The 25,706-nt window shown below is 51.7% G+C and carries 21 protein-coding genes and 3 tRNA genes; 8 read left to right on the top strand and 16 right to left on the bottom strand.

The features are described 5' to 3' along the window. Positions 1 to 27 precede the first annotated feature (27 nt). From ccoO to H8K47_RS13095, 6 genes are all read right to left on the bottom strand, one after another. The gene (gene ccoO, locus H8K47_RS13120) at positions 28 to 645 is read right to left on the bottom strand and encodes a cytochrome-c oxidase, cbb3-type subunit II (RefSeq protein WP_186881866.1); all 618 of its coding nucleotides are present in this window, start codon (positions 643 to 645) and stop codon (positions 28 to 30) included. Positions 646 to 671: 26 nt separating this feature from the next. Further along, a complete protein-coding gene (ccoN, locus tag H8K47_RS13115) occupies positions 672 to 2,108 on the bottom strand; it encodes a cytochrome-c oxidase, cbb3-type subunit I (protein ID WP_186881865.1) in 1,437 nt (478 codons plus the stop codon). 210 nt (positions 2,109 to 2,318) lie between these two features. Then, on the bottom strand, positions 2,319 to 4,238 hold the full coding sequence (locus tag H8K47_RS13110) for a SurA N-terminal domain-containing protein (protein WP_186881864.1): 1,920 nt from the start codon (positions 4,236 to 4,238) through the stop codon (positions 2,319 to 2,321). Between the two features lie 87 nt (positions 4,239 to 4,325). Continuing rightward, a tRNA-Asp gene (locus H8K47_RS13105) sits at positions 4,326 to 4,402 on the bottom strand. 20 nt (positions 4,403 to 4,422) lie between these two features. Continuing rightward, positions 4,423 to 4,498 (bottom strand) — tRNA-Val (locus tag H8K47_RS13100). Positions 4,499 to 4,546: 48 nt separating this feature from the next. Continuing rightward, positions 4,547 to 4,819 (bottom strand): HU family DNA-binding protein, encoded by a 273-nt coding sequence (locus H8K47_RS13095; RefSeq protein ID WP_162018311.1) that lies wholly within the window; start codon positions 4,817 to 4,819, stop codon positions 4,547 to 4,549. 319 nt (positions 4,820 to 5,138) lie between these two features. On the opposite strand from H8K47_RS13095, the gene nadB reads away from it, so the two are divergent. The 5 genes from nadB to H8K47_RS13070 all read left to right on the top strand — a co-directional run bounded on the left by nadB (position 5,139) and on the right by H8K47_RS13070 (position 12,013). After that, a complete protein-coding gene (gene nadB, locus H8K47_RS13090) occupies positions 5,139 to 6,746 on the top strand; it encodes an L-aspartate oxidase (protein WP_186881863.1) in 1,608 nt (535 codons plus the stop codon). A 179-nt stretch (positions 6,747 to 6,925) separates the two neighbouring features. Beyond that, positions 6,926 to 7,600, top strand: a complete 675-nt coding sequence (locus H8K47_RS13085) for an ABC transporter ATP-binding protein (RefSeq protein WP_186881862.1) — start codon at positions 6,926 to 6,928, stop codon at positions 7,598 to 7,600. Continuing rightward, positions 7,597 to 9,546, top strand: coding sequence for an HlyD family secretion protein (locus H8K47_RS13080; RefSeq protein ID WP_186881861.1), 1,950 nt, complete (start codon positions 7,597 to 7,599; stop codon positions 9,544 to 9,546). The genes H8K47_RS13085 and H8K47_RS13080 overlap by 4 nt, the downstream gene beginning before the upstream one ends. Next, a complete protein-coding gene (locus H8K47_RS13075; protein ID WP_186881860.1) occupies positions 9,543 to 10,784 on the top strand; it encodes an efflux RND transporter periplasmic adaptor subunit in 1,242 nt (413 codons plus the stop codon). The genes H8K47_RS13080 and H8K47_RS13075 overlap by 4 nt, the downstream gene beginning before the upstream one ends. Next, positions 10,781 to 12,013: an ABC transporter permease gene (locus H8K47_RS13070; protein ID WP_186881859.1), complete on the top strand. Its 1,233-nt coding sequence runs from the start codon at positions 10,781 to 10,783 to the stop codon at positions 12,011 to 12,013. The genes H8K47_RS13075 and H8K47_RS13070 overlap by 4 nt, the downstream gene beginning before the upstream one ends. Positions 12,014 to 12,046: 33 nt before the next feature. Here the strand turns inward: H8K47_RS13070 and H8K47_RS13065 are convergent, their stop codons facing one another. The 7 genes from H8K47_RS13065 to H8K47_RS13035 all read right to left on the bottom strand — a co-directional run bounded on the left by H8K47_RS13065 (position 12,047) and on the right by H8K47_RS13035 (position 20,773). Beyond that, positions 12,047 to 12,868, bottom strand: a complete 822-nt coding sequence (locus H8K47_RS13065) for a LytR/AlgR family response regulator transcription factor (protein WP_186881858.1) — start codon at positions 12,866 to 12,868, stop codon at positions 12,047 to 12,049. Positions 12,869 to 12,901: 33 nt separating this feature from the next. Next, complete coding sequence (locus tag H8K47_RS13060; protein WP_230410205.1) at positions 12,902 to 13,783, bottom strand: sensor histidine kinase; 882 nt, start codon at positions 13,781 to 13,783, stop codon at positions 12,902 to 12,904. A 4-nt stretch (positions 13,784 to 13,787) separates the two neighbouring features. Further along, positions 13,788 to 14,111, bottom strand: coding sequence for a hypothetical protein (locus H8K47_RS13055; RefSeq protein ID WP_186881856.1), 324 nt, complete (start codon positions 14,109 to 14,111; stop codon positions 13,788 to 13,790). Positions 14,112 to 14,321: 210 nt separating this feature from the next. Further along, positions 14,322 to 15,191 carry a carboxylating nicotinate-nucleotide diphosphorylase gene (gene nadC, locus H8K47_RS13050; protein ID WP_186881855.1) on the bottom strand — a complete coding sequence of 290 codons (870 nt, stop codon included), beginning with the start codon at positions 15,189 to 15,191 and terminating at the stop codon, positions 14,322 to 14,324. Positions 15,192 to 15,267: 76 nt separating this feature from the next. Next, entirely contained in the window at positions 15,268 to 16,404 is a 1,137-nt protein-coding gene (gene nadA / locus H8K47_RS13045) for a quinolinate synthase NadA (protein WP_186881854.1), read from the bottom strand. A 176-nt stretch (positions 16,405 to 16,580) separates the two neighbouring features. Continuing rightward, positions 16,581 to 18,650 (bottom strand): M13 family metallopeptidase, encoded by a 2,070-nt coding sequence (locus H8K47_RS13040; RefSeq protein WP_186881853.1) that lies wholly within the window; start codon positions 18,648 to 18,650, stop codon positions 16,581 to 16,583. A gap of 68 nt (positions 18,651 to 18,718) precedes the next feature. Then, complete coding sequence (locus H8K47_RS13035; RefSeq protein WP_186881852.1) at positions 18,719 to 20,773, bottom strand: CocE/NonD family hydrolase; 2,055 nt, start codon at positions 20,771 to 20,773, stop codon at positions 18,719 to 18,721. Positions 20,774 to 21,068: 295 nt separating this feature from the next. Between H8K47_RS13035 and H8K47_RS13030 the strand changes: the two genes are divergently transcribed. Then, complete coding sequence (locus tag H8K47_RS13030) at positions 21,069 to 21,497, top strand: hypothetical protein (protein ID WP_186881851.1); 429 nt, start codon at positions 21,069 to 21,071, stop codon at positions 21,495 to 21,497. 2 nt (positions 21,498 to 21,499) lie between these two features. On the opposite strand, the gene H8K47_RS13025 is transcribed toward H8K47_RS13030, so the two are convergent. The 3 genes from H8K47_RS13025 to ppnN form a co-directional block, all read right to left on the bottom strand. After that, positions 21,500 to 22,240, bottom strand: a complete 741-nt coding sequence (locus H8K47_RS13025; protein WP_186881850.1) for a hypothetical protein — start codon at positions 22,238 to 22,240, stop codon at positions 21,500 to 21,502. 94 nt (positions 22,241 to 22,334) lie between these two features. Next, on the bottom strand, positions 22,335 to 23,291 hold the full coding sequence (locus H8K47_RS13020) for a chemotaxis protein (protein WP_186881849.1): 957 nt from the start codon (positions 23,289 to 23,291) through the stop codon (positions 22,335 to 22,337). A 278-nt stretch (positions 23,292 to 23,569) separates the two neighbouring features. Continuing rightward, positions 23,570 to 24,955 carry a nucleotide 5'-monophosphate nucleosidase PpnN gene (ppnN, locus tag H8K47_RS13015; RefSeq protein ID WP_186881848.1) on the bottom strand — a complete coding sequence of 462 codons (1,386 nt, stop codon included), beginning with the start codon at positions 24,953 to 24,955 and terminating at the stop codon, positions 23,570 to 23,572. Positions 24,956 to 25,205: 250 nt separating this feature from the next. Between ppnN and H8K47_RS13010 the strand changes: the two genes are divergently transcribed. After that, positions 25,206 to 25,282: transfer RNA gene (locus tag H8K47_RS13010), tRNA-Met, on the top strand. 179 nt (positions 25,283 to 25,461) lie between these two features. Next, positions 25,462 to 25,689: a hypothetical protein gene (locus H8K47_RS13005; protein ID WP_186881847.1), complete on the top strand. Its 228-nt coding sequence runs from the start codon at positions 25,462 to 25,464 to the stop codon at positions 25,687 to 25,689. Positions 25,690 to 25,706 lie beyond the last annotated feature (17 nt).

Genomic DNA, 25,706 nt, shown 5'->3' with positions numbered 1-25,706 from the left:
TATCACGCTAACAAGGAGCGGCTTCTATCAGTTTTTATTTTTAATCGCAGTACCCAATACCTGCAGGTAAGCAATCAAGGCATCCAGTTCAGACTTATCTTTCAGTTGTTCCGGACCAGCTTTGATTTCTTCATCGGTATATGGCACACCCAGCGTCTTCATCGCTGCCATCTTAGGTGCAATGCCTTGCGGATCGAGCGCCGTCTTGGCCAGCCATGGATAAGCAGGCATATTGGACTCAACCACCACAGAGCGCGGATCGTTCAGATGATCGCGATGCCAGGTGTCACTGTAACGACCGCCTACGCGTGCCAGATCAGGTCCGGTACGCTTACTGCCCCATTGGAACGGGTGATCATAGACAGACTCACCTGCCACCGAGTAGTGACCATAACGCTCAGTTTCAGCACGGAATGGACGTATCATCTGGGAGTGGCAGCCATAGCAGCCTTCACGCAGGTAAATGTCACGGCCAGCCAATTGCAGCGGGGTATAAGGTTTCAAACCCTGTACTGGCTGCGTGGTCGATTTCTGGAAGAACAAAGGAACGATTTCAACCAGGCCACCCACACTGATCGTCAGGATGACCAGCACCAGCAACAGACCGACATTCCGCTCAATCAGATCGTGTGTAAAGTTACGCATCAAATTTCTCCTTAATACTGTCTGATTCAGGCGTGCGCCGCAGCAGGCACAGCAGGAATAGTATTGTTGGCAGGTTTGGCACCCATCAAAGTTTTCGCAACGTTGTAGGCCATTACCAGCATGCCACTCAGATACATTGCACCGCCAGTCAGACGAATCACGTAGTACGGGAAGGTCGCTTTTACAGACTCAACGAAAGAGTAAGTCAAGGTACCGTCCTCATTGACTGCACGCCACATCAGACCTTGCATCACACCGGCGATCCACATCGAAGCGATGTACAGAACCACACCGATCGTTGCGACCCAGAAGTGCACCTCGATCAGGCGTTTGCTATACATTTGAGTCTGACCGAACAGGCGCGGAATCAGGTAATACAAACTACCGATAGAGATAAAGCCAACCCAGCCCAAAGCGCCTGAGTGAACGTGGCCTACTGTCCAGTCAGTATAGTGAGACAACGAGTTCACTGTCTTGATCGCCATCATAGGACCTTCAAATGTCGACATACCGTAGAAGGACAGGGAAACGATCAGGAAGCGCAGGATAGGATCAGAACGCAGCTTGCTCCAGGCACCTGACAAAGTCATGATACCGTTGACCATACCACCCCAGGACGGCGCCAGCAGAATCAGCGAGAACAGCATACCGATGGATTGCGCCCAGTCAGGCAAGGCGGTGTAATGCAGGTGATGCGGACCCGCCCACATATAAGTGAAAATCAGCGCCCAGAAGTGGACGATAGACAAACGGTAAGAGTAGACAGGCCGTTCGATTTGCTTAGGGATGAAGTAATACATCATCCCCAGGAAGCCAGCGGTCAGAAAGAAACCAACCGCATTGTGGCCGTACCACCATTGCACCATCGCGTCCTGCACACCAGAGTAAGCAGAATAGGACTTAAGCAGGGAAACCGGCAACGCAGCACTATTGACGATGTGCAGAACTGCAACTGCAATAATGAAGGCGCCGTAGAACCAGTTAGCTACGTAGATGTGCTCAACCTTACGCTTGACCAGGGTGCCGAAGAACACGACGGCAAACGCGACCCAGACCACCGCGATCAGCAGATCGATAGGCCATTCCAATTCCGCATATTCTTTACCCTGGGTATAGCCCAGTGGCAAAGTCACGACGGCCGCCACGATGACCAGTTGCCAACCCCAAAAAGTAAACTCTGCCAGAGCATCAGAAAACAACCTGACGTTGGACGTACGCTGAACCACGTAATAGGCTGTCGCAAACAACGCACATCCCCCAAATGCAAAAATCACAGCATTCGTATGTAAAGGACGCAAACGTCCATAGCTAAGCCAAGGTATACCACCCAGGAATTCCGGCCAGGCAAGCTGAGTTGCAATCAGTACGCCGACCAGCATACCAATTATTCCCCAGACTACTGCCATGACAGAAAATTGCCGCACAACCCTATAGTTGTATGTGTTTTCTTTAGTTATCGTCATGATCTCACTCTGTTGTAACACTTGTTGTAAAAATACACCGTCAGAATAACAATCGCACTGCACAACTACATTGATTCACATCAAAACTTGCCAGATTCAGCGGGGACATGTTCCAAATGGCAACACCCGTGAGCATAGCGCGTAAAACAATATTCCGCAAAACAAAAACGGCGCCTGAAAAGGCGCCGTTTTTTTCTTCATCTCATACGATCAGTTTGCTGCAGGAGCAGCTGTCACAACTGCTTTGTTCACAGTGGCTTTCGCCTTTTTTTTCAACAAATCGATATAAGAAGTGAGTTCCTGCTGCGCAGCCAGACTAGCTATCTGCTGTGCATCCGATGCACGACGCGCGACATCTGGCGTACCGGCATTCACTTTACTGATGCGATATACCGCATAACCGGCACCAGGCATATTCACACCGACAAAAGCCGGTAATTTCTGCACGTCTGCTTTCATAATGGCGGAGAAAGCCTGAGGCGAGACATCTTCCGTCTTGGCGCGGGAAATCACTTTTACGTCGGAGAAGCCTGACGCGGAATCCGCTGCTTTCAATGCAGCCAGCTTTGCCTTACCTTCTTTTTCAGCCAACACTTCTGCTTCTGTCTGCGTGATTTTTGCAACAATCGCAGCCTTGACTTCATCCAAAGGACGCTTAGACGCAGCCTTGTACTCCAGCATGCGACCCGCCATCAGCGTACTCGGCGCAATTTCTACCGCTTCTGTATTGTGCTTTTTCTTAATGACTTCATCCGTAAACAAAGCCTTGAGGAATTTCGCATTATTAATCTGTGCAGTGGCAGGCAACGCAGGGTTACCTTGCTTCGTGACTGCATCCGCCACTTCGATTTTCAGCTTCCATTTATCTGCAACCGCCTGCAGGCTGTCGGCCTGCTGGTAAATCGCATCCGTAAATGCCTCTGCCGCTTCAGAATAAGACTTGGCAGCTTTCTGCTTTTTAATATCAGCAGCGATTTGAGCGCGCACCTCATCTAAAGGCTTCACAGCTGCAGCCTGCAACTCCTTCAGATAAATGATGTGGTAACCATAATCAGTCAACACTGGATCACTGATTTCGCCTTGCTTCAATTTCAGCGCAGCCGCTTCAAAAGGTTTGACGAACGCATCTTTGACCATCACACCCAGATCACCGCCCTGCTCTTTAGAGCCAGGATCATCTGAATTTTCTTTCGCCAGTTTGGCAAACACAGCAGGATTCTTGCGCACTTCAGCCAGCAATGTTTCTGCCTTGGCTTTTGCTTTCGCCTTCACATCATCACTGGCATTTTTTGCAAAGCCAATGAGAATATGACTAAGCTTGCGCTGCTCATCACTGGTATACGTTTTTGCGTTACTTTTGTAAAAACCTGCGATGTCATCTTCACTCACAGTTACCTGCGCCGCCAAGGCGTCCGCATTCAACACGACATACTGCGCTTTCATTGTTTCTGGAATTTCGAACAGGGCAGCGTTTTTGTCGTAGTAAGCTTTAATCATGTCGTCAGTCACTTTGACCTGAGCCGCAAAATCAGCCGCCTTCAGATTCAATACCTGCACTTCACGTTCCTGCTCAGTAATCAGCGCAATGCGCTCAGCCACGGAACGTGGCAGGAAACCGGTATTCTGCACAGAACCCAGCAACTGCTCAAACGCCATATTCTGACGCATACGTTGCTCGTACACCGCAGGCGTCATGCCACGCTGAGCAAGAATTTGCTTGTATTTTTCATTGTCAAAAGTGCCGTTTGCGCTCTGCAAGCCAGGCGCTCTGAGCAATTCCTGCTGCAAGGTTGCATCAGCGATCGACACATTCTGTTTTTTAATCTCTTCAGTCACAGCCTTACGCGCGATCAGCTCATCCAATACATTTTGTCTGACTTCCGGCGTATTGAACATTTTAGGATCAAATTGCGGACCATAATTCTGGCGCATAGTATCCATCTGCTCGCGCAAGGCATTGTCCAGCTCTTGCTGCGTAATCGACTGCCCGGCAACCGTCGCCACATTAGCACCCGCAGCAGCCTGGGAACGCGTATAGCTCTCAATGCCAAAAAAAGCGAAGGAAGGGAAAATAATCAGCAATAACAAGAACTGCATTAAACGCTGATGGGTACGAATATATTCAAACATGTTCAACCGATCGTATGACTAAGAATAGTAATCACAAAACTGCGAATATAAAAAAAGGCGAACTTTCGTTCGCCTTTTTTGGATTTCTGGCGGAGCGGACGGGGCTCGAACCCGCGACCCCCGGCGTGACAGGCCGGTATTCTAACCAACTGAACTACCGCTCCAATTACTGCTGAAGTTTATCTGGTGGGCGCTGAGAGGCTCGAACTCCCGACCTAAGCCTTGTAAGGGCTCCGCTCTACCAACTGAGCTAAGCGCCCCACACCTTATAAACTTCCGCGACGCCAGTCACGCGTCGCGAAAGAGCATTAGTTTACAGCATCTTTCAACGCTTTGCCAGGTTTAAATTTAGGAACCTTGGCAGATTTGATTTTAATTGCTTCACCGGTACGTGGATTGCGACCTGTTCTTGCTGCGCGTTTGCCTACAGAGAACGTACCAAAACCAACCAGAGTCACAGTACCGTTTTTCTTCAAAGTTGTTTTTACTGCACCGATCAGCGCGTCCAGGGCGCGGGACGAAGCCGCTTTAGAAATGTCCGCTGTTTTCGCAATATGATCGATCAACTCAGTTTTATTCACTTAAAGCCCCCTCACAAGAATTTGAAGTTCGCGACGATGTATTCGATTATCTTCCAAGTCGTGCATCTATCACGGCAAGCAGGAAATCTGCGTCCGGTATTAAAACAAGGCGCAAAGCCTTGTGTCAAGGGCTTTGCAGGAAAATCAATGTAATGTTTGTATTTGACGGCAGATTACTCAGTATAATCAGCACAGGACAGATTTCAGCGACCAGGTTTTCCGGTATCCAGAACCCGCGATGCCTGGTGCGTACAACAAAAGAATTGTGAGCGAACAGCGGCGCAGCCGACTTAGTAGCCAGATCAGAGAAGCAGACATAATGAAGAATTTTGACGTCGCCATCGTCGGCAGCGGCCTGGCGGGACTCTCCGTCGCATTACATCTGGCGCAAACACGCAAAGTCGCCATCATTTCTAAACGCGAACTACTCGATGGTGCCAGCAACTGGGCGCAAGGCGGCATCGCTGCCGTGCTTGACTCGCATGACAGTCATGAACAACACATTTCCGATACGCTGATCGCTGGCGGCGGACTCTGTGATGAAGGTGCGACCCGCTACATCATCGAGCATGGCCGGGAAGCAATAGACTGGCTGATCGAACAAGGCGTCCCATTCACGCGCGACGAGGAAGCTGAGCTGGGTTTTCACCTGACCCGTGAAGGCGGCCATAGTCAACGCCGCATCATCCATGCAGCGGATGCCACCGGCCATGCAGTGCAAGTCACGCTTGAACAAAAAGTCCGCAATCATCCCAATATCACGCTGTTTGAACACCATTACGCGATTGACCTGATCACCTCTGCCAAGCTGGGGGACCGCTCCCCGACCCCACGCTGTCTGGGTCTGTACGTGCAAAACGTGAAGACCGGAAAAGTCGACACCTTTGCGGCACAGCACACAGTGATGGCAACTGGCGGTGCGGGTAAAGTCTATCTGTACACCACCAATCCTGACACGGCAACCGGCGACGGGATTGCCATGGCCTGGCGCGCTGGCTGCCGCGTCGGCAATATGGAGTTCATACAATTTCACCCGACCTGCCTGTACCATCCCTATGCCAAGTCTTTCCTGATTACCGAAGCCGTACGTGGTGAAGGCGGCGTATTGAAATTACCGGCCGAAGCTGGCGCCAGTGCCGGCAAACGCTTCATGACTGAACATGACGAGCGCATGGAGCTCGCACCGCGCGATGTGGTGGCGCGCGCTATCGACTTTGAAATGAAGAAACGTGGCCTGGACTATGTGGAACTCGACATCAGTCATCAGCCACCGGAATTCCTGAAAGAGCACTTCCCGACCATCTATGCACGCTGCCTGGAGCTGGGTATAGATATTACCAAACAGGCGATACCGGTGGTGCCGGCGGTACACTTTACTTGCGGTGGCGTCGTTACCGATAACTTTGGCCGCACCGATCTGCCCGGCCTGTACGCGGTTGGCGAAACTGCCTACACTGGCCTGCACGGTGCCAACCGCCTGGCCAGCAATTCGCTGCTCGAATGCCTGGTCATCGGAAAAGCCGCTGCTGGCCACATCGAATCGCAAACCCGCGACACCCCGATCGCCTTGCCAGACTGGGATGAAAGCCGGGTTTCTGACGCCGATGAAGAGGTGGTGATCGCGCACAACTGGGATGAATTACGCCGCTTCATGTGGAATTATGTCGGCATCGTACGCACCACCAAACGCCTGGAGCGTGCCAAGCACCGTATCCGTTTGCTGAAAGAAGAAATCGACGAATATTATGCCAACTTCCGCATTTCCAATAATTTGCTGGAATTGCGCAACCTGGTCGAAGTCGCCTCACTGATCGTCAACAGCGCGCTGTCTCGGCGCGAAAGCCGAGGCCTGCATTTCAGCCGCGATTATCCGGATACGTTACCGAAAGCGCTGCCTACCGTACTCACACCTAAACGAAAAAAATAAAGCGGAGTCGCAGTTATCCAGAAAAGCCGGATACGATCCGGCTTTTTTATTCCCACACCCTAACAGCAGCCAACACTCTAGGACTGATCACAGCTCAATTTGTTTGACTTTTTTTCTATACAAAGTAGTATTGCGAGTCCATCCGCACTAGCAGTAAAGCAAACCCGAAAAAGTAAAGCATGATCAGACTTGAGCAACTGTATAAAACCTATATTCAGGGTGGGAATGAAATACATGCCCTGAACGGTATAGACCTGAAAGTAGGTAGCGGAGAATTTCTCGCCATTATGGGCGCATCCGGCTCAGGCAAATCAACTTTACTGAACATACTGGGTGCACTGGACCGACCCAGCCAGGGACGTTACATCCTGTCAGGGCAAGCTGTCAGCGAAATGGATGATGATGCGGCATCGGATATACGCAACCGCTACCTGGGCTTTATTTTTCAATCCTTCCACCTGCTTCCACGGCTGACTGTGCTGGAAAACGTATTGCTGCCTCAGCGCTATTGTAAGACGCCGGATTTGGAGGCAGCAGAAGACAGGGCACGCACACTGTTAAATCGCATAGGCCTGTCACACCGTATAGATCACAGACCAACAGAACTCTCAGGCGGGCAATTGCAACGCGCCGCGATCGCACGTGCCTTACTGAATCAGCCGGCACTGTTGTTGGCCGATGAACCCACTGGCAACCTCGACAGCAAAAGCGCCGCTGACGTAATCGCACTCCTCAAAGAATTGCATCAGGACGGTCAAACCATCGTACTGGTTACACATGATTCACATATCGCGCAACAGGCGCAAACCACGATCCATCTGAGCGATGGACGCATCTTGGCAGCACAGGCATGAAACTCCCCCACTCTCTCTGTAGTGTCACTCTGGCGGCACTGCTATCACCTGCACTGGCTGCGGCCCCAGAAAGCAAACTGCCCACACTCAGCCAGCGCAAAGTCTACATCACGGGCGAAGTGGTCGCGGCCGACTCGCAATTGATCTTCGTGCCACCATCCAATTCCTCGCCAGTCGCATTGCGAAAATTTGTGGGCGAAGGCAAGTTTGTGCATAAAGGCGATGTCGTGCTGAGCATTGAAGCCCAGAACTCTGGCACGCTGGAGCAATTGCAGACTACATTGGAGCAGACCCGCGCCAAACTGGATGCAGAGGTGGCGAAGCTGGAAGTAGCCGCCTTAGAAGCCGATAAGGCATTAGCTAACATGCAGGCTGCTCACGACAAGGCAGAAGTCGATGCGGCACTGCCCAAGACCCAGATTAGCGCGCTGGACTTTGATAAAAACCAGACCGAAAAAGAAAAAGCGATACGCGATCTGGAAGTCAGACAGCTCGCCGCAAAAACCACACAGGCTGCGGTTTTGCGCATGAAACAGGATGGTGAACTGGATATCCGTAAACAACACATCAAACTGGAATTTACTAAACAAGAAATCGCACGATCCTCAGTCATCGCCACCCAGGATGGTTTTGTGACCCATAGTTTCAACACCTGGCCGCAAGAACGTATCGACGAAGGCTCCAGCGTCCACCCAGGCACACTGGCAGGCACCATCGTCGGTAATGGAAAAATCGGCGTCAAAGGTTGGGTTCTGGAAGCAGACCGGCTGCATATCCGGGAAAACATGGCAGTCAGCCTGCAATTTGATGCCCTGCCCGGACAACAGGCAAACAGCGTCATCAAAACGATTTCTCAGGCACCTGAACTCAAGGCCGATTGGGGTAATGGACGTTACTTCAGGGTAGATATTCCGATTCCTGAGCAGTTCAGACAATCCGCTGCACCTGGCATGAGTGTGCTGATACAGCCGGCAGAGCAAAAGACTGCGAACAACAATAAAGTCATCGCCCCTGCCAAACTCACACTCGAAGGTGAAGTGCAGTCACGCGTCAATTTGCCTGTGGCACCTCCGGCGATTCCGTATATCTGGCAATATACGATCGCTCAACTTGCCCCGGAAGGCAGTCTGCTCAAAGCCGGTGATCTGATCACCCAGTTCCAGGCAGCCGAGGTGATGTCTCAGTTAGCCAGACATAAAAGCACGCGCAATGAAAAGCAGCGGGCACTGGAAAAACTCAGACTGGATCAGGCTGAAGCTGAGCGCAGTGCCACACTGGCTGTCGACGAAGCGCGGGCCAATGCAGATAAAGCAGCCCGCAAAGCCACCATGCCTAAGGAATTAATCCGCAGAGTAGATTACGACAAACTGGTGATAGAGAAAGCCTTATCGCTCAGGCTGCTTGAAATAGAAAAACAACTCAACGAGACCCGTAAGCGTGCACGACTGGCAGAGAAAAAAGCACTGGAATTTGAATTGATGCAAAGTCAGAACAAAATCAACTTGCTGGAACAAGGACAGGCCCGAATGACGGTCAAGGCAGAACAGCCCGGCATACTCATCTATAAAACCAATTTCAATGATGAAAAATTTAGTTCGGGCAGCAAGATATGGATGGGGCAGTCGCTTGCCAACTTGTCCGATCCTAAGCAATTGTTTGTGAACGCACAGGTTGCAGAAGCGCAGGCTGCCTACCTGCGTACAGGTCTGGGAGCAAAGGTCAGCGTCCCGGGTGGAAATCAGATGCTGAATGCGCGCATCACTCAGCTAGGCAAAGTATTTCATAGTAAATCCGCCACCCAACCCGGTATCGTACGCGACATAGAACTGGAATTTGAACAAAACAGTCAGACCAGCTTAAAGCCGGGTTCAGCAGTACAGGTACAAATCCAGCTACAACCCGCTTCAGCATCCGTTGCTGCCGCCAGCGCAAAGGGTGGCTTATGAAAAATTCTGGCTACAGCTACGGCAGTGCTCTGCTATTGAACTTGCTCCTGGCTGCCTGCAGCGACCAGCCCGCTACGCAAATAGCGACAGAAATTTTCACTGAAAAACCCTGGCAGGAAAGCCTGAGCGTAGAGGGTGAAGTCAGCGCCGCAGAAAAAACCCAGTTACTGATCCCCGGTGAAGGTTGGGAAACCAGATTGATCACAGAGATCGTTGCTGAAGGCAGCCTGGTAAAAAAAGATCAGCTGATTGCACGTTTCGATGCCCCCAATTCCAGGCTGGAACTGACACAGGCGGAATTCGATTTGCTGCGCAAAGAGCTGGCTGAACAAGATTTACAGTCCACCGAAGTCAAGAGTCAGGCTGAATTAAATGCGGATCAATCCAAGGTCAGTGCCGACCTGCTGTTGAGCGAACGCTATGCCGGTGCCGAGCAAGCCTTGTTCTCCAAAAACCGCATCTTGGATGCGATCCAGGACCAGACTTTCCTGAATAATAAACAGCGCTTCCTGAACTGGAAATCGACACAGGTCAGCACACGCCGGCAAGCCAATGAAGCCGTACTCAAGTCACAAGTAGAGACCATAGAAACTAATGCCAATCGCCAAAAGAAAAGTCTGGCGGCACTGGAGCTGCGTGCGCCGCATGATGGTGTGCTGAAGCTGACTGAGTCCTGGACAGGCAATAAGCCTCAGGTAGGCATGACGACCATGCCGGGCAGCGAATTCGGTGTATTACCCAAACTGGATAAGCTGCTGGCCAGCTTCAAGGTGCCGGAAGCGCGTGCAACCGGCCTTAAAACCGGATTGCCACTCACGCTCAGACTGGCTGGCAGCGGACAGGAAGTGAAATTACAGATCACAAAAATCAGCACCACTGCCAGCACCCAGAATACGCAGTCGCCAGTGAAATACATAGAGCTTGAAGCTGCGATTGATGATGCCAGCGTCAACCAGTTCCAAATCCGCCCCGGACAAGCGGTACGCGCGACCATTCATCTGATTGACTTGCACAAAGCGCACAGCATTCCGAATATCGCGCTGATTGAGCAAAATGGTCAATATTTTGCCGACATACAGGAAGGAAAACAGGTCAAACGCGTAGCGGTTCAGCCAGGACGCAGGGGCAACGCGCGTAGCGAGATACTATCGGGACTCAATGAAAGCGCCAGCGTGATTTTATTACCGCAAGGTGGCAGCAAAAAAACTAAAGACAATACAGAAAAAGACGAATCATGAACCGCGCTTTACTGCTGGAAGCAATAGAAGAACTGCAGCGCCGTAAGCTGCGCACCGGTCTGACCCTACTCGGCATGGTATTTGGTGTTGCCGCCATCGTCGCCATGCTCGCAGTTGGAGAAGGCAGCCGGCGCGAAGCGCTGCGACTGGTGGCTGAACTCGGACTCGATAATATTATCGTCGAGAGTAAAACCATGGATAACAAGCGCAGAAAGGATTTGCGCAGCCGCTCATTAGGCTTAAGCGAAGCCGATGCACAGGCAGCCTTAAACGTAGTGCCCGGCGCGCGCTCGGTAGCGCTACGCAAAGAAATCAAGGTTGATCAGTTAGTCTACCAATCACGCGTTATCGAAGCTCGCGCTTATGCCATCTCGAATGCATATATCCAGCACAGCGGCCTACAAATGGGCAAGGGGCGTTGGTTCAGCGACGAAGACAATAACAGCCTGGCAGCCGTTTGTGTACTGGGTCCCAGGCTGGCTAAGGAGCTGTTCGGGGATCAGTCTGCGGTCGGCGAAAAAATCAAGCTCAACCATGTCTGGCTGGAAGTAGTCGGCGTGCTGGCGGACCGCGCATTGAGTAAATCTGAATTCGAAGGCATCAAGCTGGGGTTGGATGATGAGCGTCTGTTCGTACCGTGGTCAGCAGCAAAAACCCGCTTCGATTTCCCGCTATTGGATGATGAGGCCGACGCGATCAGTCTGCAACTGGATGGCAAGGCCGCACCGGAAGCCGCTGCGCGGGTGTTGCAGCAATTGCTGGAAGACCGACATGCAGGAGCGGATGACACCAATCTGATTGTGCCCATGGGCTTGTACCGGCAAAATCAGCAAACCCAGAAAATGTTCACCATTGTTATGAGCTCTATCGCCGCTGTGTCGCTGCTGGTCGGTGGTATCGGCATCATGAACATCATGCTCGCCAATGTGCTGGAGCGCAAAAAAGAAATCGGCCTGAAACGCGCGCTGGGCGCCAGAAAACGCGATGTGATCGATCAGTTTCTGGCCGAAGCGCTAGTGATCGCCAGCAGCGGCGCCCTGCTCGGGCTACTACTGGGTGCCATCGCAGCGTACAGCATCGCCGCGCTGGCAGGCTGGTCGGTTGCGTGGTCACCGCTGAGTCTGGCTGCCGCTGTCGCAGCCTGTATTGCAGTGGGTCTGGGTTTTGGCGTATTCCCTGCCCGTAAAGCAGCGGAACTGGACCCGATTGCTGCTTTACGCAGCGACTGAGCAGATCTGAACACGACTGCGCATCAAGGCTGGCTACATCTGCTGAAACAAATGCGTGTGGTTGCGGCTGACTTCCAGTTTTTCCGTCTGGCCTTTTACACTCAGCATCAGGCGGCCGCGAAAATCGCGGCTGACTTCGGCAATCGCTGACACGCTGACGATGGCGGAGCGATGGATGCGCCAGAACTCTTGCGGATCCAATTCGTCCTCCAGTTCCTTCAACGATTTGCGGATCAGGTATTCAGCCTGTGCGGTCTGCACCAGGGTGTATTTTTCATCGGACTTAAAATACAAAATTTCTTTGGTACTGATCATGCGCAAGGCATTACCGACACTGGCCTGTATCCAACGCAGATATTCTTTGTTCGCGCCTTGCTGCTGCATTAACTGGGTCAGCAAATCCTGTACCTGAGTCGCTTTGGCCGACAAAGCAGTCGCAGACAGCGCCTTGTCTGTATCTGCTGGCTTGCTGACACTATTGGCTGCATCGCGCTCTTGCAGCCGCTGCTGCAAACGCGCACAGGTTTGCTGCAAACGATCGGTCTCAACCGGTTTGAGCAGATAATCCATCGCACCGCGCTCAAAGGCGGCAATCGCGTAATCATTGTAGGCGGTCACAAACACCAGCTGCGCCCGGCCAACCAGTTCGGCCGCTGCTTCTATGCCATTCTTACCGGGCATGCGTATATCCAGAAATACGACGTCGGGCTGAGTCAGCGCAGCCTGTTCCAGCGCTGCTATGCCATTCGCAGCCTCAGCCACGATCTGCAAATCCGGCCAGACTGTACGCAAGCGGCTGCGTAACAGGTCGCGCATTGGTGCTTCATCATCAACGATCATTGCTGTTCTTTGCATCGTCTGCTCCGGAGTTAATTCGTTCGTGTTTTGCTATACAGTTTCCAGGGGAATCTGCAGCGTAAAACTGGCGCCGCCGGATTCAGGGATTTCGGTAATCAGCGCGGCGCGGATACCATACAAAGCCTGAAGCCGTTCGCGGATATTACTGAGCCCCACCCCATCTTCGGCATGGGGATTGAGGCCAACGCCATTATCGCTGACCTGCAGCAGGATATGCTGTGCATCGCTGCTGGCGCGGATATGAATACTGCCACCATCTGTCTTAGGCTCCAGGCCGTGCTTAATCGCATTTTCCACCAGTGTCTGTATCATCATCGAAGGGAATTGCGCCTGCGCTAAGGCCTCGGGCACCTCAATCTGATAGCACAGACGTTCCTGCATCCTGGCTTGCATAATGTTCAGATAAGCGCGCGACAGATCGATTTGCTGCCCCAATCTACCCATGCCTGGCTGACGCATTTGTGGCAGTGCTGCACGCAGATAGCGGATCAGGTCGGCATGAACCAGCGCAGCGCGCACGGCATCCGTTTCTATCAATTGTCCGATCAGGGCCAGAGTATTAAACAGAAAGTGTGGCTCTATCTGCGCCTGCAAGGCAGCCATTTCAGCCTCTATCACACGCCGCTCCAGCGCCTCCCTATCGGCGCGGCTGGCAGCCGCTGTGGCCGCCATTTCCGCGCGCCGTTTGCCACCAGCCAGACTCTTAATCAGCACCGAGGACAGTACCAACACCGGTGGCAAAGCGCCCAAGCCCAGCATGCCACCGATGATCATCACCAACAGCGAGACCAACAGTAATTTTTTCCAGGGCACCACGGCCAGCCAGTCAAAAAAACGCCACCATAGGATGCGTAGCGTTTCCAGCATATGCAGTACGCTATCCAATACCGGATTATCGTCTTTGCCTTGCATGTGTTTACTCCCGGCCATCCTGTTCAATGACTTCGGCGGCTGTCACTGCCTGCGGCACGATGCATTTGACCAGCAGCGTCGTGAGTACCATGATAAATGCCAGGCCAGGTAGACCTAACATTGCGCCCAACAGCAAGGCCAGAAAACATGCAGCCAGACAGCGTTTCCAGCTGGTCGCTGCGACGCGGATGACATAGGATTGCCAGAAGTAGCGCAAGGTAGCGCCCAGGTTCAGACAAAATGCCAGAACCGGATTCGATGCATCGTCCTTGTTACTGTTTGCGTGGTTTGCGTGGTTTGCGTTGCTTGTATCGTTTGCGGTGTTCATGCTGTTCTCCTTGGTTTGATTAAAATCAGGTGTCAGTGAGGACAGCATAAACAGTCAGAGCGGACATCACAGCCACGCTGCGACCAGTGGCAGCAACACTGGTTCAAGTGGTGGATTCAGCAGATAAACGGGAGCCCATCTGTCCGCCGTACACCGAGGCAAACAGATGAAGGCAGGCGCGGTGTTGATGACGCCCCCGACCAGCATCAATTAAGCCAATACCCGCAGTGAGTAATCGGTAGCTTTGATGTCTTTGGTCAGGCTGCCGATAGAAATACGGTCGACACCGGTTTCGGCAATCGCGCGTACCGAACGTTGATCGACGCCGCCTGAAGCTTCAAGCAAGGCACGACCCGCATTGATGCTGACGGCTTCACGCATCATATCGGTATTGAAGTTATCAAGCAGAACAGAAGTGGCTCCTGCATTCAGCGCTGCATGCAGCTCATCCAGACTTTCTACTTCGATTTGTATGCTGACGCCCGCATTGAGCTCCAGTGCATGCTGCATCGCTGGCGCGATACCACCTGCAGCAGCGATATGGTTTTCTTTAATCAGGATGCCATCATACAAAGCCAGGCGCTGATTTTTACCACCACCGACACGGACTGCATATTTCTGCGCCAATCGCATACCAGGCAGGGTTTTGCGGGTATCCAGAATGGCAGCCGTGGTGCCCGCGATCAGTTTCACATAATGCGCAGTCGCTGTGGCAACTGCCGATAACAGTTGCAAGAAATTGAGTGCCGAGCGTTCAGCCGTCAGCAAAGCACGTGCAGGCGCCTGGATTTTGCAAACGACGGAATTGGCGGTCATTGCATCACCCTCGGCATATTGCCACTCAATGCGTATGCGCTGATCACAAGCCTGCATCACTGCATCGAACCAGGGTGCGCCGCACAGTATCGCGTCTTCACGCACGATGACCTGCGCCTGCACCATTTGCTCAGCCGGTACCAGCAAGCCGGTCAGGTCAGCTGTACCGACATCTTCAGCCAGCGCATCGCGCACATTGCGCTCAAACGCAGACTGTAAATCGGCATCAAAAGGGAAGTGTTTGTTTTGTAAATTGCTGGACATAGTATTGAATTTTGTTTTTGTTCAGGGTATCCGGTCTTTATTCTGGGCTGAGTTTGCCGTCTGCTGGAGGAGGCTGTCAGGCCGGGCCTATGTTCTGGAACAGCGCTGCATCTTTAGCCAGGTCGCCGGACGGACGTACATTGGCTTTCTTCGCAGCTGCAAAATCCAGCATACGGTGAATGCACAGCTTGGCTTTTTCCGCCGTCGCAGGCTCAACCTGAATTTCATTATTACCCTGTTCCAGCACAGCCAGCAAATTGCGCAGGCCATTCATCGCCATCCACGGGCAATGCGCACAGCTCTTGCAGGTGGCGCTGTTACCAGCGGTCGGTGCGACGATGAAACGCTTGCCCGGTGCAGCCATTTGCATTTTATGCAGTATGCCGTTGTCCGTCGCGACGATAAATTCCTGCGCATCCAGCGTCTGGGCTGCATGGATCAGTTGTGAGGTGGAGCCAACCACATCAGCCTGTGCCACCACGGCAGCCGGGGACTCCGGATGTACCAGCACCTTGGCATGCGGATGTTCGGCCTTGAGCACATCAAGCTCTATGCCTTTGAATTCATCATGTACCAGACAAGAACCCTGCCATAACAGCATATCGGCACCAGTCTGTTTCTGGATATAGCCACCCAGATGTTTATCCGGTGCCCATAAAATCTTCTTACCCTGCGCATGCAGATGTGCCACGATGTCCAGGCCTATGCTGGACGTCACCATCCAGTCAGCGCGTGCTTTGACAGCGGCGCTGGTATTGGCATAGACGACGACGGTACGGTCCGGATGCGCATCACAGAATGCGGCGAACTCGGTGGCATCGCACCCCAGATCAAGCGAACAGGTCGCGTCCAGATCAGGCATCAAAATAGTTTTTTCCGGACTCAGGATTTTGGCAGTTTCACCCATAAAGCGCACGCCGGCCACAATCAGGGTTTTGGCGGCATGGTCGCGCCCGAAACGTGCCATTTCCAGCGAATCGGATACGCAGCCACCGGTTTCTTCAGCCAGGTCCTGCAATTCTGCATCGACGTAGTAATGCGCCACCAACACAGCCTGCTTTTCTTTGAGCAAACGGCGTATTTTCTCTTTCAATACCTGTTTTTCTTCTGCGCTTGGTGCTTCCGGTACACGTGCCCAGGCATTGGCGGTACAACTGCTGCCCTCTTCCATCTGAGGGCGTTCAAATTCGATGACTTTGGTGTTTTCCATCATGGTTCTGGCTCAAAATAACAAGGTGTTTGGCTGTAGGCTGCGCTATGAAGTATCAAAATTTCAACAAAACAGCGGGGCAAAAATCATGATTTTCACCCCGCCGTAGTCTGATTGTAGAGACAACTCAACGATAAATCAGCGCTAATTCAGCGCTAATTCAGCGCTAGTATACGCTGTTACCAGATGTTTACGCGCTTTGCCCCCTGACGCAAGGGCGAGCGTTCACCCTGGCAGCTGAAGGCTGACGAGAATTCCGGCATATTCGCGAGTGGCGCAATCACACGGTACTTGTCCGGAGAATGTGGGTCAGTCGCGATTTTCAGACGTAACATTTCATCACGGATGGCGCTGCGGAAGCTTTGCGCATTAGCAATAAAGAAACGCTGATCCGGCGTCAAGCCATCCAGCAAAGCTGGCTGAGGATTTTTCTGCAGCGAAGTACGCAGCGCCTGCAAGGCAATCTTCATGCCGCCCAGATCAGCAATGTTTTCACCTGCAGTCAGCTTGCCATTGATATGCAATTTGTCGATAGGATTGAATTCATTGAACTGGGTTTCTATTGCTTTAACGCGGTTCAGGAATTTTTTCTCATCCTGTGCAGTCCACCAGCTTTTCAAATTACCGGCCGCGTCAAACTGGCGTCCTTCGTCATCAAACGCATGGGTCAGCTCATGGCCTATCGTTGCACCAGTATTGCCATAATTGGCCGCTGGGTCTGCTTGCACGTGGTACAGCGGCGGTTGCAATATACCAGCAGGGAACACCATTTCATTCATGGTCGGGTTGTAATAGGCATTCACAGTCTGTGGTGTCATACCCCATTCATTGCGGTCTATCGGCTTGCCGAGACGGGACAGTACACGCTGAAACTCAAACGCCGAAGCACGCGCCACATTGTCTGCATACGAGCCGCGATCGATTTGCAGGCTGGAGTAATCGCGCCAAACATCCGGATAGCCGATCTTGACGACGATGCTGTCGAGTTTTTTGTAGGCTTGCTGTTTGGTCTGTTCCGACATCCACTCCAGTTTGCCTATGCTGTCCCGCATCGCAGCCTGGATATTGCGCACCATGTCCTGTACACCCGCCTTGGCTTCCGGCCCAAAGAATTTCGCGACATATAACTGGCCCAGCGCCTCACCCGCTTGCGCATCGATATTTCCCAGCACCCGTTTCCAGCGTGGTTGCAACTCCTTAATACCGGCCAGGGTTTTGCCATAGAAATCGAAATTCGCATTCACAAAAGCCTGACTCAGAAAATTGGCGCGACTGTTCGCGACATCCCATTTCAGATAGGTTTTCCATTGCGCGAGCGGAACGGCATCCAGCATCTTATCGACTTCACTGAAGAATTTAGGATGTGCCAGGTTCAGTTGACCCGGCTGCTGCAATCCTATGGTTTGGAAATAGCTGCCCCAATAAGCCGATTTGCCTTGTTTTTGCAAACCATCCAAATCGGTCAGATGATAGCTGGCGGCCGGATCGCGTAATTCCACCTTGGTCAGCGAGGCTTTCGCCAGCCGGGTTTCCAGTGCCATCACTTGCGCCGCGTGCTGGGCAGACTGCGCTGCATCTTCACCCAACAAACTGAAAATCTGCTTCATATAGGCCAGGTATTGAGCGCGGATCTCCTTGGTCTTGGCGTCATTCTTCAGGTAGTAATCACGGTCTGGCAAACCCAGGCCGCCCTGACCCAGTTGCGGAATATAACGCTTGCTGTCTTTTAAATCCTGATCGACGGAAAAACCAAACAGCGGCATCACACCTTGCTGGTGTAATTGCGCGATGACGCGTATCAAACCGGCTTTATCGCTGATGGCATCGATCAGCTTAAACTGCGCCTGCAAAGGCTGGGCACCTTCGCGTTCGATACGGGCTTCATCCATGCCGCTTGCATAGAAATTGCCAACCAGGCGTTGTTGCGCATCCGGTGACTGGCTGGCAGCGGCCAGCTCCGCGATTTCTTTCAATGCGAGCAGATTACGCTCAGTCACTTCGTCGTACGCGCTGTAACGTGAACGATCAGCCGGGATAGGATTATTTTTGAGCCACAAGCCATTCGCATATTCAAAGAAACTGGTGCATGGATCGGCTTTCAAATCCATGGTGTGCGCTTCCAGCACAAAGGCATTGCTGGCAGCAGGCGTCGTGTTTTGCGCAGGGCTCTGCGCTGTAGCGGACAAGCTGAGCAAGCCACAGGCCACTGCCAGGGCGCTGCGTTTTAAGCGAAGTAAAGGAGTTTTCATTTTTGGCCTGAATTAAAATAAGTCTGAATGCTATATCTGAATGATATGTCTAAATAAGTTAGCTATTTTTATGGTGTCAGGGATGCAGGATTTTTATTGCTTGTGATGACCTGCACACCCAGACCTGAGGCCTGGGTGGCAGAACGATACACCCTTTGAGTCGCTTTCTGGAAGTCCTCAGGTTTAGCCTGTGGTATTTCCATAAATTTCTGAGGATTGAGGTCAGTCAGCGGAAACCAGGAGCTTTGCACCTGCACCATGATGCGATGACCGCGCCGGAAAGTATGCAGCACATCAGGCATGCTGAACTTCACTTCTGTGACTTCATTCGGCACAAAAGGCAGCGGTTTTTCAAAACTCTGACGGAACTTGCCACGGAAAGGTTCACCTCGCACCAGTTGCTGATAACCAGCCAGCGTCGTTGAAGGCGGCGGCACATCACTGCCACGTTCACGTCCGTTGCTGCGTTCCGGATAGTCATTCGGATAGACATCGATCAGCTTCACCACCCAATCCGCATCGCTGCCTGTAGTCGACACAAACAGACGTGGCTGTATCGGACCTGCGATGGTCACGTCCTGTTCCAGCGGCTCGGTCTGATACACAAGCACATCCGGCCGCACCGAGGCGAAGCGTTGGTCGCTGACCATGTATTCACGCGGCGCACCGGTCGCCACATAGGAAATAAATGGCACCGGCTTTTTAGGATCAGCAATGTATTCATCAAAAACAGTGTTATCGGCATTTACGGTATTTGTGGTGTTGACGGCAGCAGGCTGCTTCCAGCTGAGCTTGCCATCTGCACCGAAATACAAAGTCGCCGCTTTCGCTTGCTCAGGTGGCCAGCTTGCATACTGGCGCCAGATATTGGTGCCGGTTTCAAATGCATTCACCTCGGCCACAGATTTGATCTTGGCGTCTTTCAGATGATGCTCAAAAAACGGGAACAGTAACTGCTTGCGGTAATATTCGCTAGTCTTACTGTCGAAGCTGACCTGACCCAGTGATTTACCGTCCGCACCTGCCCAGCCGCCATGCACCCAGGGGCCGATCACCAGGCCATTAAACGGAGCACGTTCGCCATTTTTTTTGACTTGCTGCTTGCGTATCGCCTGATAGGTTGTGAATGGTCCCTGTACATCCTCAGCGTCATACCAGCCACCTACGGTCAACACCGCTGCACGGATGTTTTTAAGATGCGGTGCAATATTACGCTCCTGCCAGAATGCATCGTAAGTGCTGTGCACGATAGTTGGCATCAGCAGCTCACGCTGCTTATCACTGAGCTGCGCAGTGATATTTGCCAAGCTCAGATGTTTGAGAAAATATTGATAGCCATCGCGCGTACCGTAATCAAACTCGCCCCAGGTTTTGGGCAGCGGCGTAGGATTTTTTTCAACAGTGAAATTCGAATAGAAATCGAAATTGGCGGCCAGCATAAAAGCGCCGCCATGATAAGAATCATCGCCCATATACAGATCGGTCACTGGTGCCTGAGGCGAAGCCGCTTTAATCGCAGGATGCGAATCGATGATGCTGGCCGAGGTGTAAAAGCCAGGATAAGAAATACCCCAGATACCGACTTTGCCATTATTGCCGGGCACATTCTTCAGCAGCCATTCCACCGTATCGTGCATATCCAGGCTTTCTATGCCCTCACCAGCGGCGCGCGTGGTTTTGGCATGTGGCGTCATTTCCTGCCATGCCCCCTCAGACATGTAACGGCCACGCACATCCTGGGTGACGAAGATATAACCGCTTTGTTCAAAATCACGTCCTGGCCCGAGTGAGTTGGGATAGAAGTCCACCCCATAATGACTCTCGCCACCAGCATGTACACCGGAACCGTAAGGTGTGCGCTGCATCAGAAACGGGTAAGTCTGGCTACTGTCTTTGGGAACATACACCACAGTAAACAGCTTAACGCCATCGCGCATAGGAATCTGGTATTCGTATTTGGTATAGCGTTCCCGGACTGTATTGACAGGTACTTCAGCACCATCTGCAGCTGCGTTGACAACGGCGGTGGATGTTGCCGCTTGCGCCAGGTCGACATAACTCTGTGTCACGGCAAACAGTGCCAGCACAAGTGCCTTATGTTTGAAGCTAAGGTTTATTTTCATTATTGCTTCCCTAGATAACTTATTTATTTTAATTTAAGCAAAGATCGTGGCAAACCGTCGTTTCAATTTACACAAAATCCTGCTTTTCGCTAAAAAAGTAGCAAAATACAGCACCATAGCGCACCACGTATGCCTCTTTCAGCAAGCTGCTTTCCTGCCTCCATTTGCTGCTATGATGCAGAAATATAGCAAACTGAGCCGAGCCAACCCACGAATCGTTGGCACAGGTACACAGATTACAAATCGCGCAATAAGTTTCCATCTACAGGAAAATAGTAAGTCTATAGGAGGCATCATGAAAACCTGGATGATCGCTGGCACTCTGCTAATCGGATTTGGCGCAGCAACACAGGCGCAGGCTGGCGTCCGCGCTGGCATCAGTATCAATCTGACACCGGCTTATTATGGTCATTACCACCACCACGCCTGGTATCGGCCCTATTATGGCGTCGCACCTGTCTACTACACACCTGCGTATGCGAGCAATATTGTGTACCCGGCTCCAGTAGAAGTGCGGACTGTATACACTCAGCCGGTAACGACTTATTCCACCAGCAGTTACAGTGCAGAACCTGTACCAAGCGTCATCTACAGGGATGAAATACGCTCAGCTCCACCCATGACCGCCCCCAATGAATGGTTGTATTGCCGGGACCCGGACGGCTTCTATCCCGCCATCAAACAATGTCCGGGTGGCTGGCAGAAAGTCGCGGGTAGCAGATAAAACTAAGTCTTTTTCTGACCGTCCTGACCTGGACAAGGATGCAATTGCTCCAGTCTTTGCAGCTCAGTCTTTAAATCGCTATACCTAAAGACAGAATAGGCTGCAGGAAGCCATCCGCTATGGCGCAATACCTGGCCATTCAAGAGCTCCAAACTGAGCTTGTCCGGGTAAAAGTTATCGGAAGAAGCCATGCGGGATCGATTCAGGAATAGCAGATATTCCTGCTTAGGGCGAAAAACGATGCGCGAGGCATTGCGCATCTCCAGACGTACGCCATGTTCGCGCACTTCGCCACCCAACTGCACCAGCGTTATCTGACTGCCTGCTGACATGGCTGTGTTGGCACGTATCACTTCACTGATGACAAACTCTGACCTGGTCAGTATCTGCCTCCTATCCGAAGTAAGAAATGAGGTTGAATTGAGGCTTTTGGCACGAACCACAAAATCAACCGAACATACACGCTGATATAAGGCATATTCATTTCGGTTCGCAAAATCAGACTCTAAACCCAGCATGGGACGATCTGAAATCAAATTGTATTCAACACCCGGTTTCATCTTGCCAAGATGACTGAACCTGGCCTCCGCATCGGCCAGATCGAATGGCTTAGCACTGACTACACCAACTGAACCCAAACACAAAGCAATCGCGAGGGATGAACCCACCCCTGTTAGCTGCGCCTTAGTCCATCGTTGCAAGCAAGAGCAGGCATAGGCCAAACGAGCGAATTTGCTGCACATACAGCGTCCTCAAACGAGAAAAAAGGATTTCGACAAATAAAAAAGGACGCCGGAGTCAATACACCCCGGCGTCCATTTTTTGCAAAATAGGTGCTTACTTGGCCAGTATCTTACGTATCGCCGCTGCGAGTTCTTCCGCCACAAATTTCGCAACATAGGCGTCAGCACCGACGGTACGGATATGCTCTTCATTGGTGGTGCCAGACAGCGATGAGTGGATGATTACAGGCAGATGTTTGTAGCGATCATCCTGTTTGATCTTACGCGTCAGCGTGAAACCATCCATTTCCGGCATTTCCAGATCGGTAAGCACCATCGCAACTTTATCGCGCAGTTGTTTGCCCTCGTTCTGGGCTGCAGCTGCGATGACTTGCAATTTATCCCAGGCTTCCTTACCGGTCTTGGTCATAATAAACGGTGCACCGATAGCGCCCAGCGCTTGCTCGATCAGACTACGTGCGACACCGGAATCATCCGCTGCCAAAATCACGGCGCCTTCTTTCATATGCAGTTTATCGCCTATGGTCTCAGGATCGACATCTTTCGCATCGGAAGGTGTGATCTGACGCAGGATTTGCTCCACATCCAACACTTGCGCCAGACGGGTATTTTCCGTATCCCCATCGAGGCGCGCAATGCTGGTCACCATACCACCAACTGCACTGCTCTCCGCCGACAAGACCTGACTCCAGTCCAGGCGTACGATTTCTTCCACTGATTCCACCGCAAAACCCTGGGTAGTGCGTGCATATTCGGTAACCAGCATGATGTTCAGGCCAGTTTTAGGTGTGCAGCCTACGACGGATGGCAAATCAATCACGGGAATGATCTGACCGCGCAGATTGACCACACCTAACATGTGAGGCAAGGAACCAGCCACTGCCGTGATAGTCGGCATGGCAACGATTTCCCGCACTTTAAATACGTTGATACCAAACAGCTCGGACCGGTCACCGCTGGCATCACCGCCCAGACGGAACAATAACAACTCAAATTTATTGGAGCCTGTGAGGTTGGTACGTTCATCAACTTCTTGCTGTACGGTACTCATATTAGTTTCCTCAATAGTGAAAAGATCATACTTAGCTATCTTACCAATTTCACAGGTCTAACCCAAAGAAATTGATATCCCCACAGAAATATTTACCGCAATGTGTCGCTTTCACATCTTAGGTGATTTTTAGCATACGCAACAAGGCAGACTGCATTGTTTCCGTCAACTAATGTTACTTATATGCATTAATTTGTACAAATACGACTGTATGCATCCCTGTATCGTTAATTGGCAACAGGCGGAAACACAAGCTGCCCGCCGTATCTCCACCCGAATTAGCCCGCCTTTAAGATACGATAACAGGGCACATAGGCCTTACCCGGCAGTTTCATTCTATGCTGCGCGATAAACGCGGTGAGCAAGGTGTCCATGGAATCCATAATAGCCGGATCGCCCTGCAATTCAAAATGTCCGTGTTTTTCTATCGCACGTATCCCCTGGTCTTTGACGTTACCTGCCACGACACCCGAGAAAGCGCGCCTTAAATTGGCTGCCAACATATGCGCAGGCTGATTCTTATGTAGCGCCAGATTGTGCATATTGGCATGGGTAGGCTCAAACGGATGCTGAAATTCACTGTCAATTTTCAGCATCCAGTTGAAATAGTAGGCGTCACCATGGGCTTTGCGGAAGGCACGGACCTCGCGGATTCCAGCCTCCACCTCACGCGCAACCTGCACCGGATCATTCACGACAATCTTGTAGCGCTTCTGCGCTTCCGTACCTATGGTGTCAGCAATAAACTGATCTATCTGCCGGAAATAATCAACCGCACCTTCAGGACCAGTAAAAATCAAAGGGAAAGGCAATTCAGCATTGTCAGGATGCAGCAATATCCCGAGCAGATACAAAATTTCTTCCGCGGTACCGGCACCGCCAGGAAAAACAATCACCGCATGACCGACGCGCACAAAGGCTTCCAGCCGTTTTTCTATATCCGGCATGATCACCAGATCATTGACGATAGGATTTGGCGCTTCCGCCGCGATGATGCCAGGTTCTGTCAAGCCGATGTAGCGGCCCTGCCCGGTTCTTTGCTTGGCATGACCGATGGTTGCGCCTTTCATCGGCCCCTTCATCGCCCCCGGGCCACAACCGGTACAAATATCGAGACCGCGCAAGCCCAATTGATAGCCGACCTGTTTGGTGTAGTCATACTCAGTACCGGAAATCGAATGCCCGCCCCAACACACCACCAGATTTGGGCTGACCTGAGGTCGCAGCAGATTCGAATTCCGTAAAATGTGAAAGACCGCGTCAGTGATACCCTCACTGTGACTCAGATCAAATTTCGCGCCCTGTGCAATTTCAGCATTGATAAATAAAATATCGCGCAATACTGCGAACAAATGCTCCTGTATGCCCTTGATCATTACGCCGTCAACGAAGGCACTGGCAGGGGCACCTTTCACATCCAGCTTGATGCCGCGTTCACGTTGTATGATATTGATTTCAAAGTTCTTATAACGCTCCAGCAATTCTTTACCGTCATCCAGGCCGCTGCCGCAATTCAGCACAGCTAAAGCACAATTGCGGAACAACTGATACAAACCGCCATGACTGCTGTCGAGCAGGCGTCCGACCTCAGCTTTAGATAAGACCTCCATTCTGCCTTCAGGCGAGATCTGGGTGTCGTAGGTATCGAAAATATCCTGGCTCATGATGGCTCTCCTTTTTTTATCAGTCTGTTTTAATGCAACCGCCAGTCAGTATTGCACTGACCAACTGTTTCTTGAAACCATGTTGCCTATTATGCAGTGTTTCACTGCACAAGCAATCCTTGCAGCAATAAAATTCACGTACTGCCACACGGATTGCAAGAAATCGCAATCAAAAAGAATGAAATAAAAAATAAATCCGGCACCCCCTTGTATATACCAGTCCAGCCATGTATTATTCGGCCTCTTCAGACGCGGGGTGGAGCAGTCTGGCAGCTCGTCGGGCTCATAACCCGAAGGTCGTAGGTTCAAATCCTGCCCCCGCAACCAGAATTTCATAAGCCACCGGCTGCTATGCAGCGTTAAGGTGGCTTTGTTATTTGCACGATGGATGTTGAGTAAAGCGCGTTCCCGGCTTATGACTGAGCGCAGCGGATCAGTATCCTGTCAATGCGCTGTATTCTGGCAGCTGATGCCTATGTGTTCTGCACCCAGTTCAAATTAGTCCGATGAAAGATTACAAAGACAACGCCACGATGGAATTACCGGGTTTAAATGAACCCATGCCTGAAAACAGCGATCATAAAAAATCGCAGGCAAATTCAAAACGTGGCAAAGTCATGAAACAGGTGCAGCTCGATTTGCTGGCCGATCTGGGTCCCACTGATATCAGTGGCTTGCCAGCCTGGGTCAAGGACGAAAATTTGGATCTGACCGGGTTGCCGGTGTGGCGCTGAAATAAGCCTTCGCCAGA

This window comes from Cognatundibacterium rugosum (assembly GCF_014284365.1).
Classification (GTDB): domain Bacteria; phylum Pseudomonadota; class Gammaproteobacteria; order Burkholderiales; family Burkholderiaceae_D; genus Undibacterium; species Undibacterium rugosum.
This window is presented reverse-complemented; position numbering and strand designations above follow the sequence as displayed.

Bases quoted from the DNA above. Each gene is read 5' to 3' on its own strand.
- ccoO (WP_186881866.1), bottom strand. From the start codon at position 645: ATGCGTAACTTTACACACGATCTGATTGAGCGGAATGTCGGTCTGTTG.
- ccoN (WP_186881865.1), bottom strand. From the start codon at position 2,108: ATGACGATAACTAAAGAAAACACATACAACTATAGGGTTGTGCGGCAA.
- H8K47_RS13110 (WP_186881864.1), bottom strand. From the start codon at position 4,238: ATGTTTGAATATATTCGTACCCATCAGCGTTTAATGCAGTTCTTGTTA.
- nadB (WP_186881863.1), top strand. From the start codon at position 5,139: ATGAAGAATTTTGACGTCGCCATCGTCGGCAGCGGCCTGGCGGGACTC.
- H8K47_RS13085 (WP_186881862.1), top strand. From the start codon at position 6,926: ATGATCAGACTTGAGCAACTGTATAAAACCTATATTCAGGGTGGGAAT.
- H8K47_RS13080 (WP_186881861.1), top strand. From the start codon at position 7,597: ATGAAACTCCCCCACTCTCTCTGTAGTGTCACTCTGGCGGCACTGCTA.
- H8K47_RS13075 (WP_186881860.1), top strand. From the start codon at position 9,543: ATGAAAAATTCTGGCTACAGCTACGGCAGTGCTCTGCTATTGAACTTG.
- H8K47_RS13070 (WP_186881859.1), top strand. From the start codon at position 10,781: ATGAACCGCGCTTTACTGCTGGAAGCAATAGAAGAACTGCAGCGCCGT.
- H8K47_RS13065 (WP_186881858.1), bottom strand. From the start codon at position 12,868: ATGCAAAGAACAGCAATGATCGTTGATGATGAAGCACCAATGCGCGAC.
- H8K47_RS13060 (WP_230410205.1), bottom strand. From the start codon at position 13,783: ATGCAAGGCAAAGACGATAATCCGGTATTGGATAGCGTACTGCATATG.
- H8K47_RS13055 (WP_186881856.1), bottom strand. From the start codon at position 14,111: ATGAACACCGCAAACGATACAAGCAACGCAAACCACGCAAACCACGCA.
- nadC (WP_186881855.1), bottom strand. From the start codon at position 15,191: ATGTCCAGCAATTTACAAAACAAACACTTCCCTTTTGATGCCGATTTA.
- nadA (WP_186881854.1), bottom strand. From the start codon at position 16,404: ATGATGGAAAACACCAAAGTCATCGAATTTGAACGCCCTCAGATGGAA.
- H8K47_RS13040 (WP_186881853.1), bottom strand. From the start codon at position 18,650: ATGAAAACTCCTTTACTTCGCTTAAAACGCAGCGCCCTGGCAGTGGCC.
- H8K47_RS13035 (WP_186881852.1), bottom strand. From the start codon at position 20,773: ATGAAAATAAACCTTAGCTTCAAACATAAGGCACTTGTGCTGGCACTG.
- H8K47_RS13030 (WP_186881851.1), top strand. From the start codon at position 21,069: ATGAAAACCTGGATGATCGCTGGCACTCTGCTAATCGGATTTGGCGCA.
- H8K47_RS13025 (WP_186881850.1), bottom strand. From the start codon at position 22,240: ATGTGCAGCAAATTCGCTCGTTTGGCCTATGCCTGCTCTTGCTTGCAA.
- H8K47_RS13020 (WP_186881849.1), bottom strand. From the start codon at position 23,291: ATGAGTACCGTACAGCAAGAAGTTGATGAACGTACCAACCTCACAGGC.
- ppnN (WP_186881848.1), bottom strand. From the start codon at position 24,955: ATGAGCCAGGATATTTTCGATACCTACGACACCCAGATCTCGCCTGAA.
- H8K47_RS13005 (WP_186881847.1), top strand. From the start codon at position 25,462: ATGAAAGATTACAAAGACAACGCCACGATGGAATTACCGGGTTTAAAT.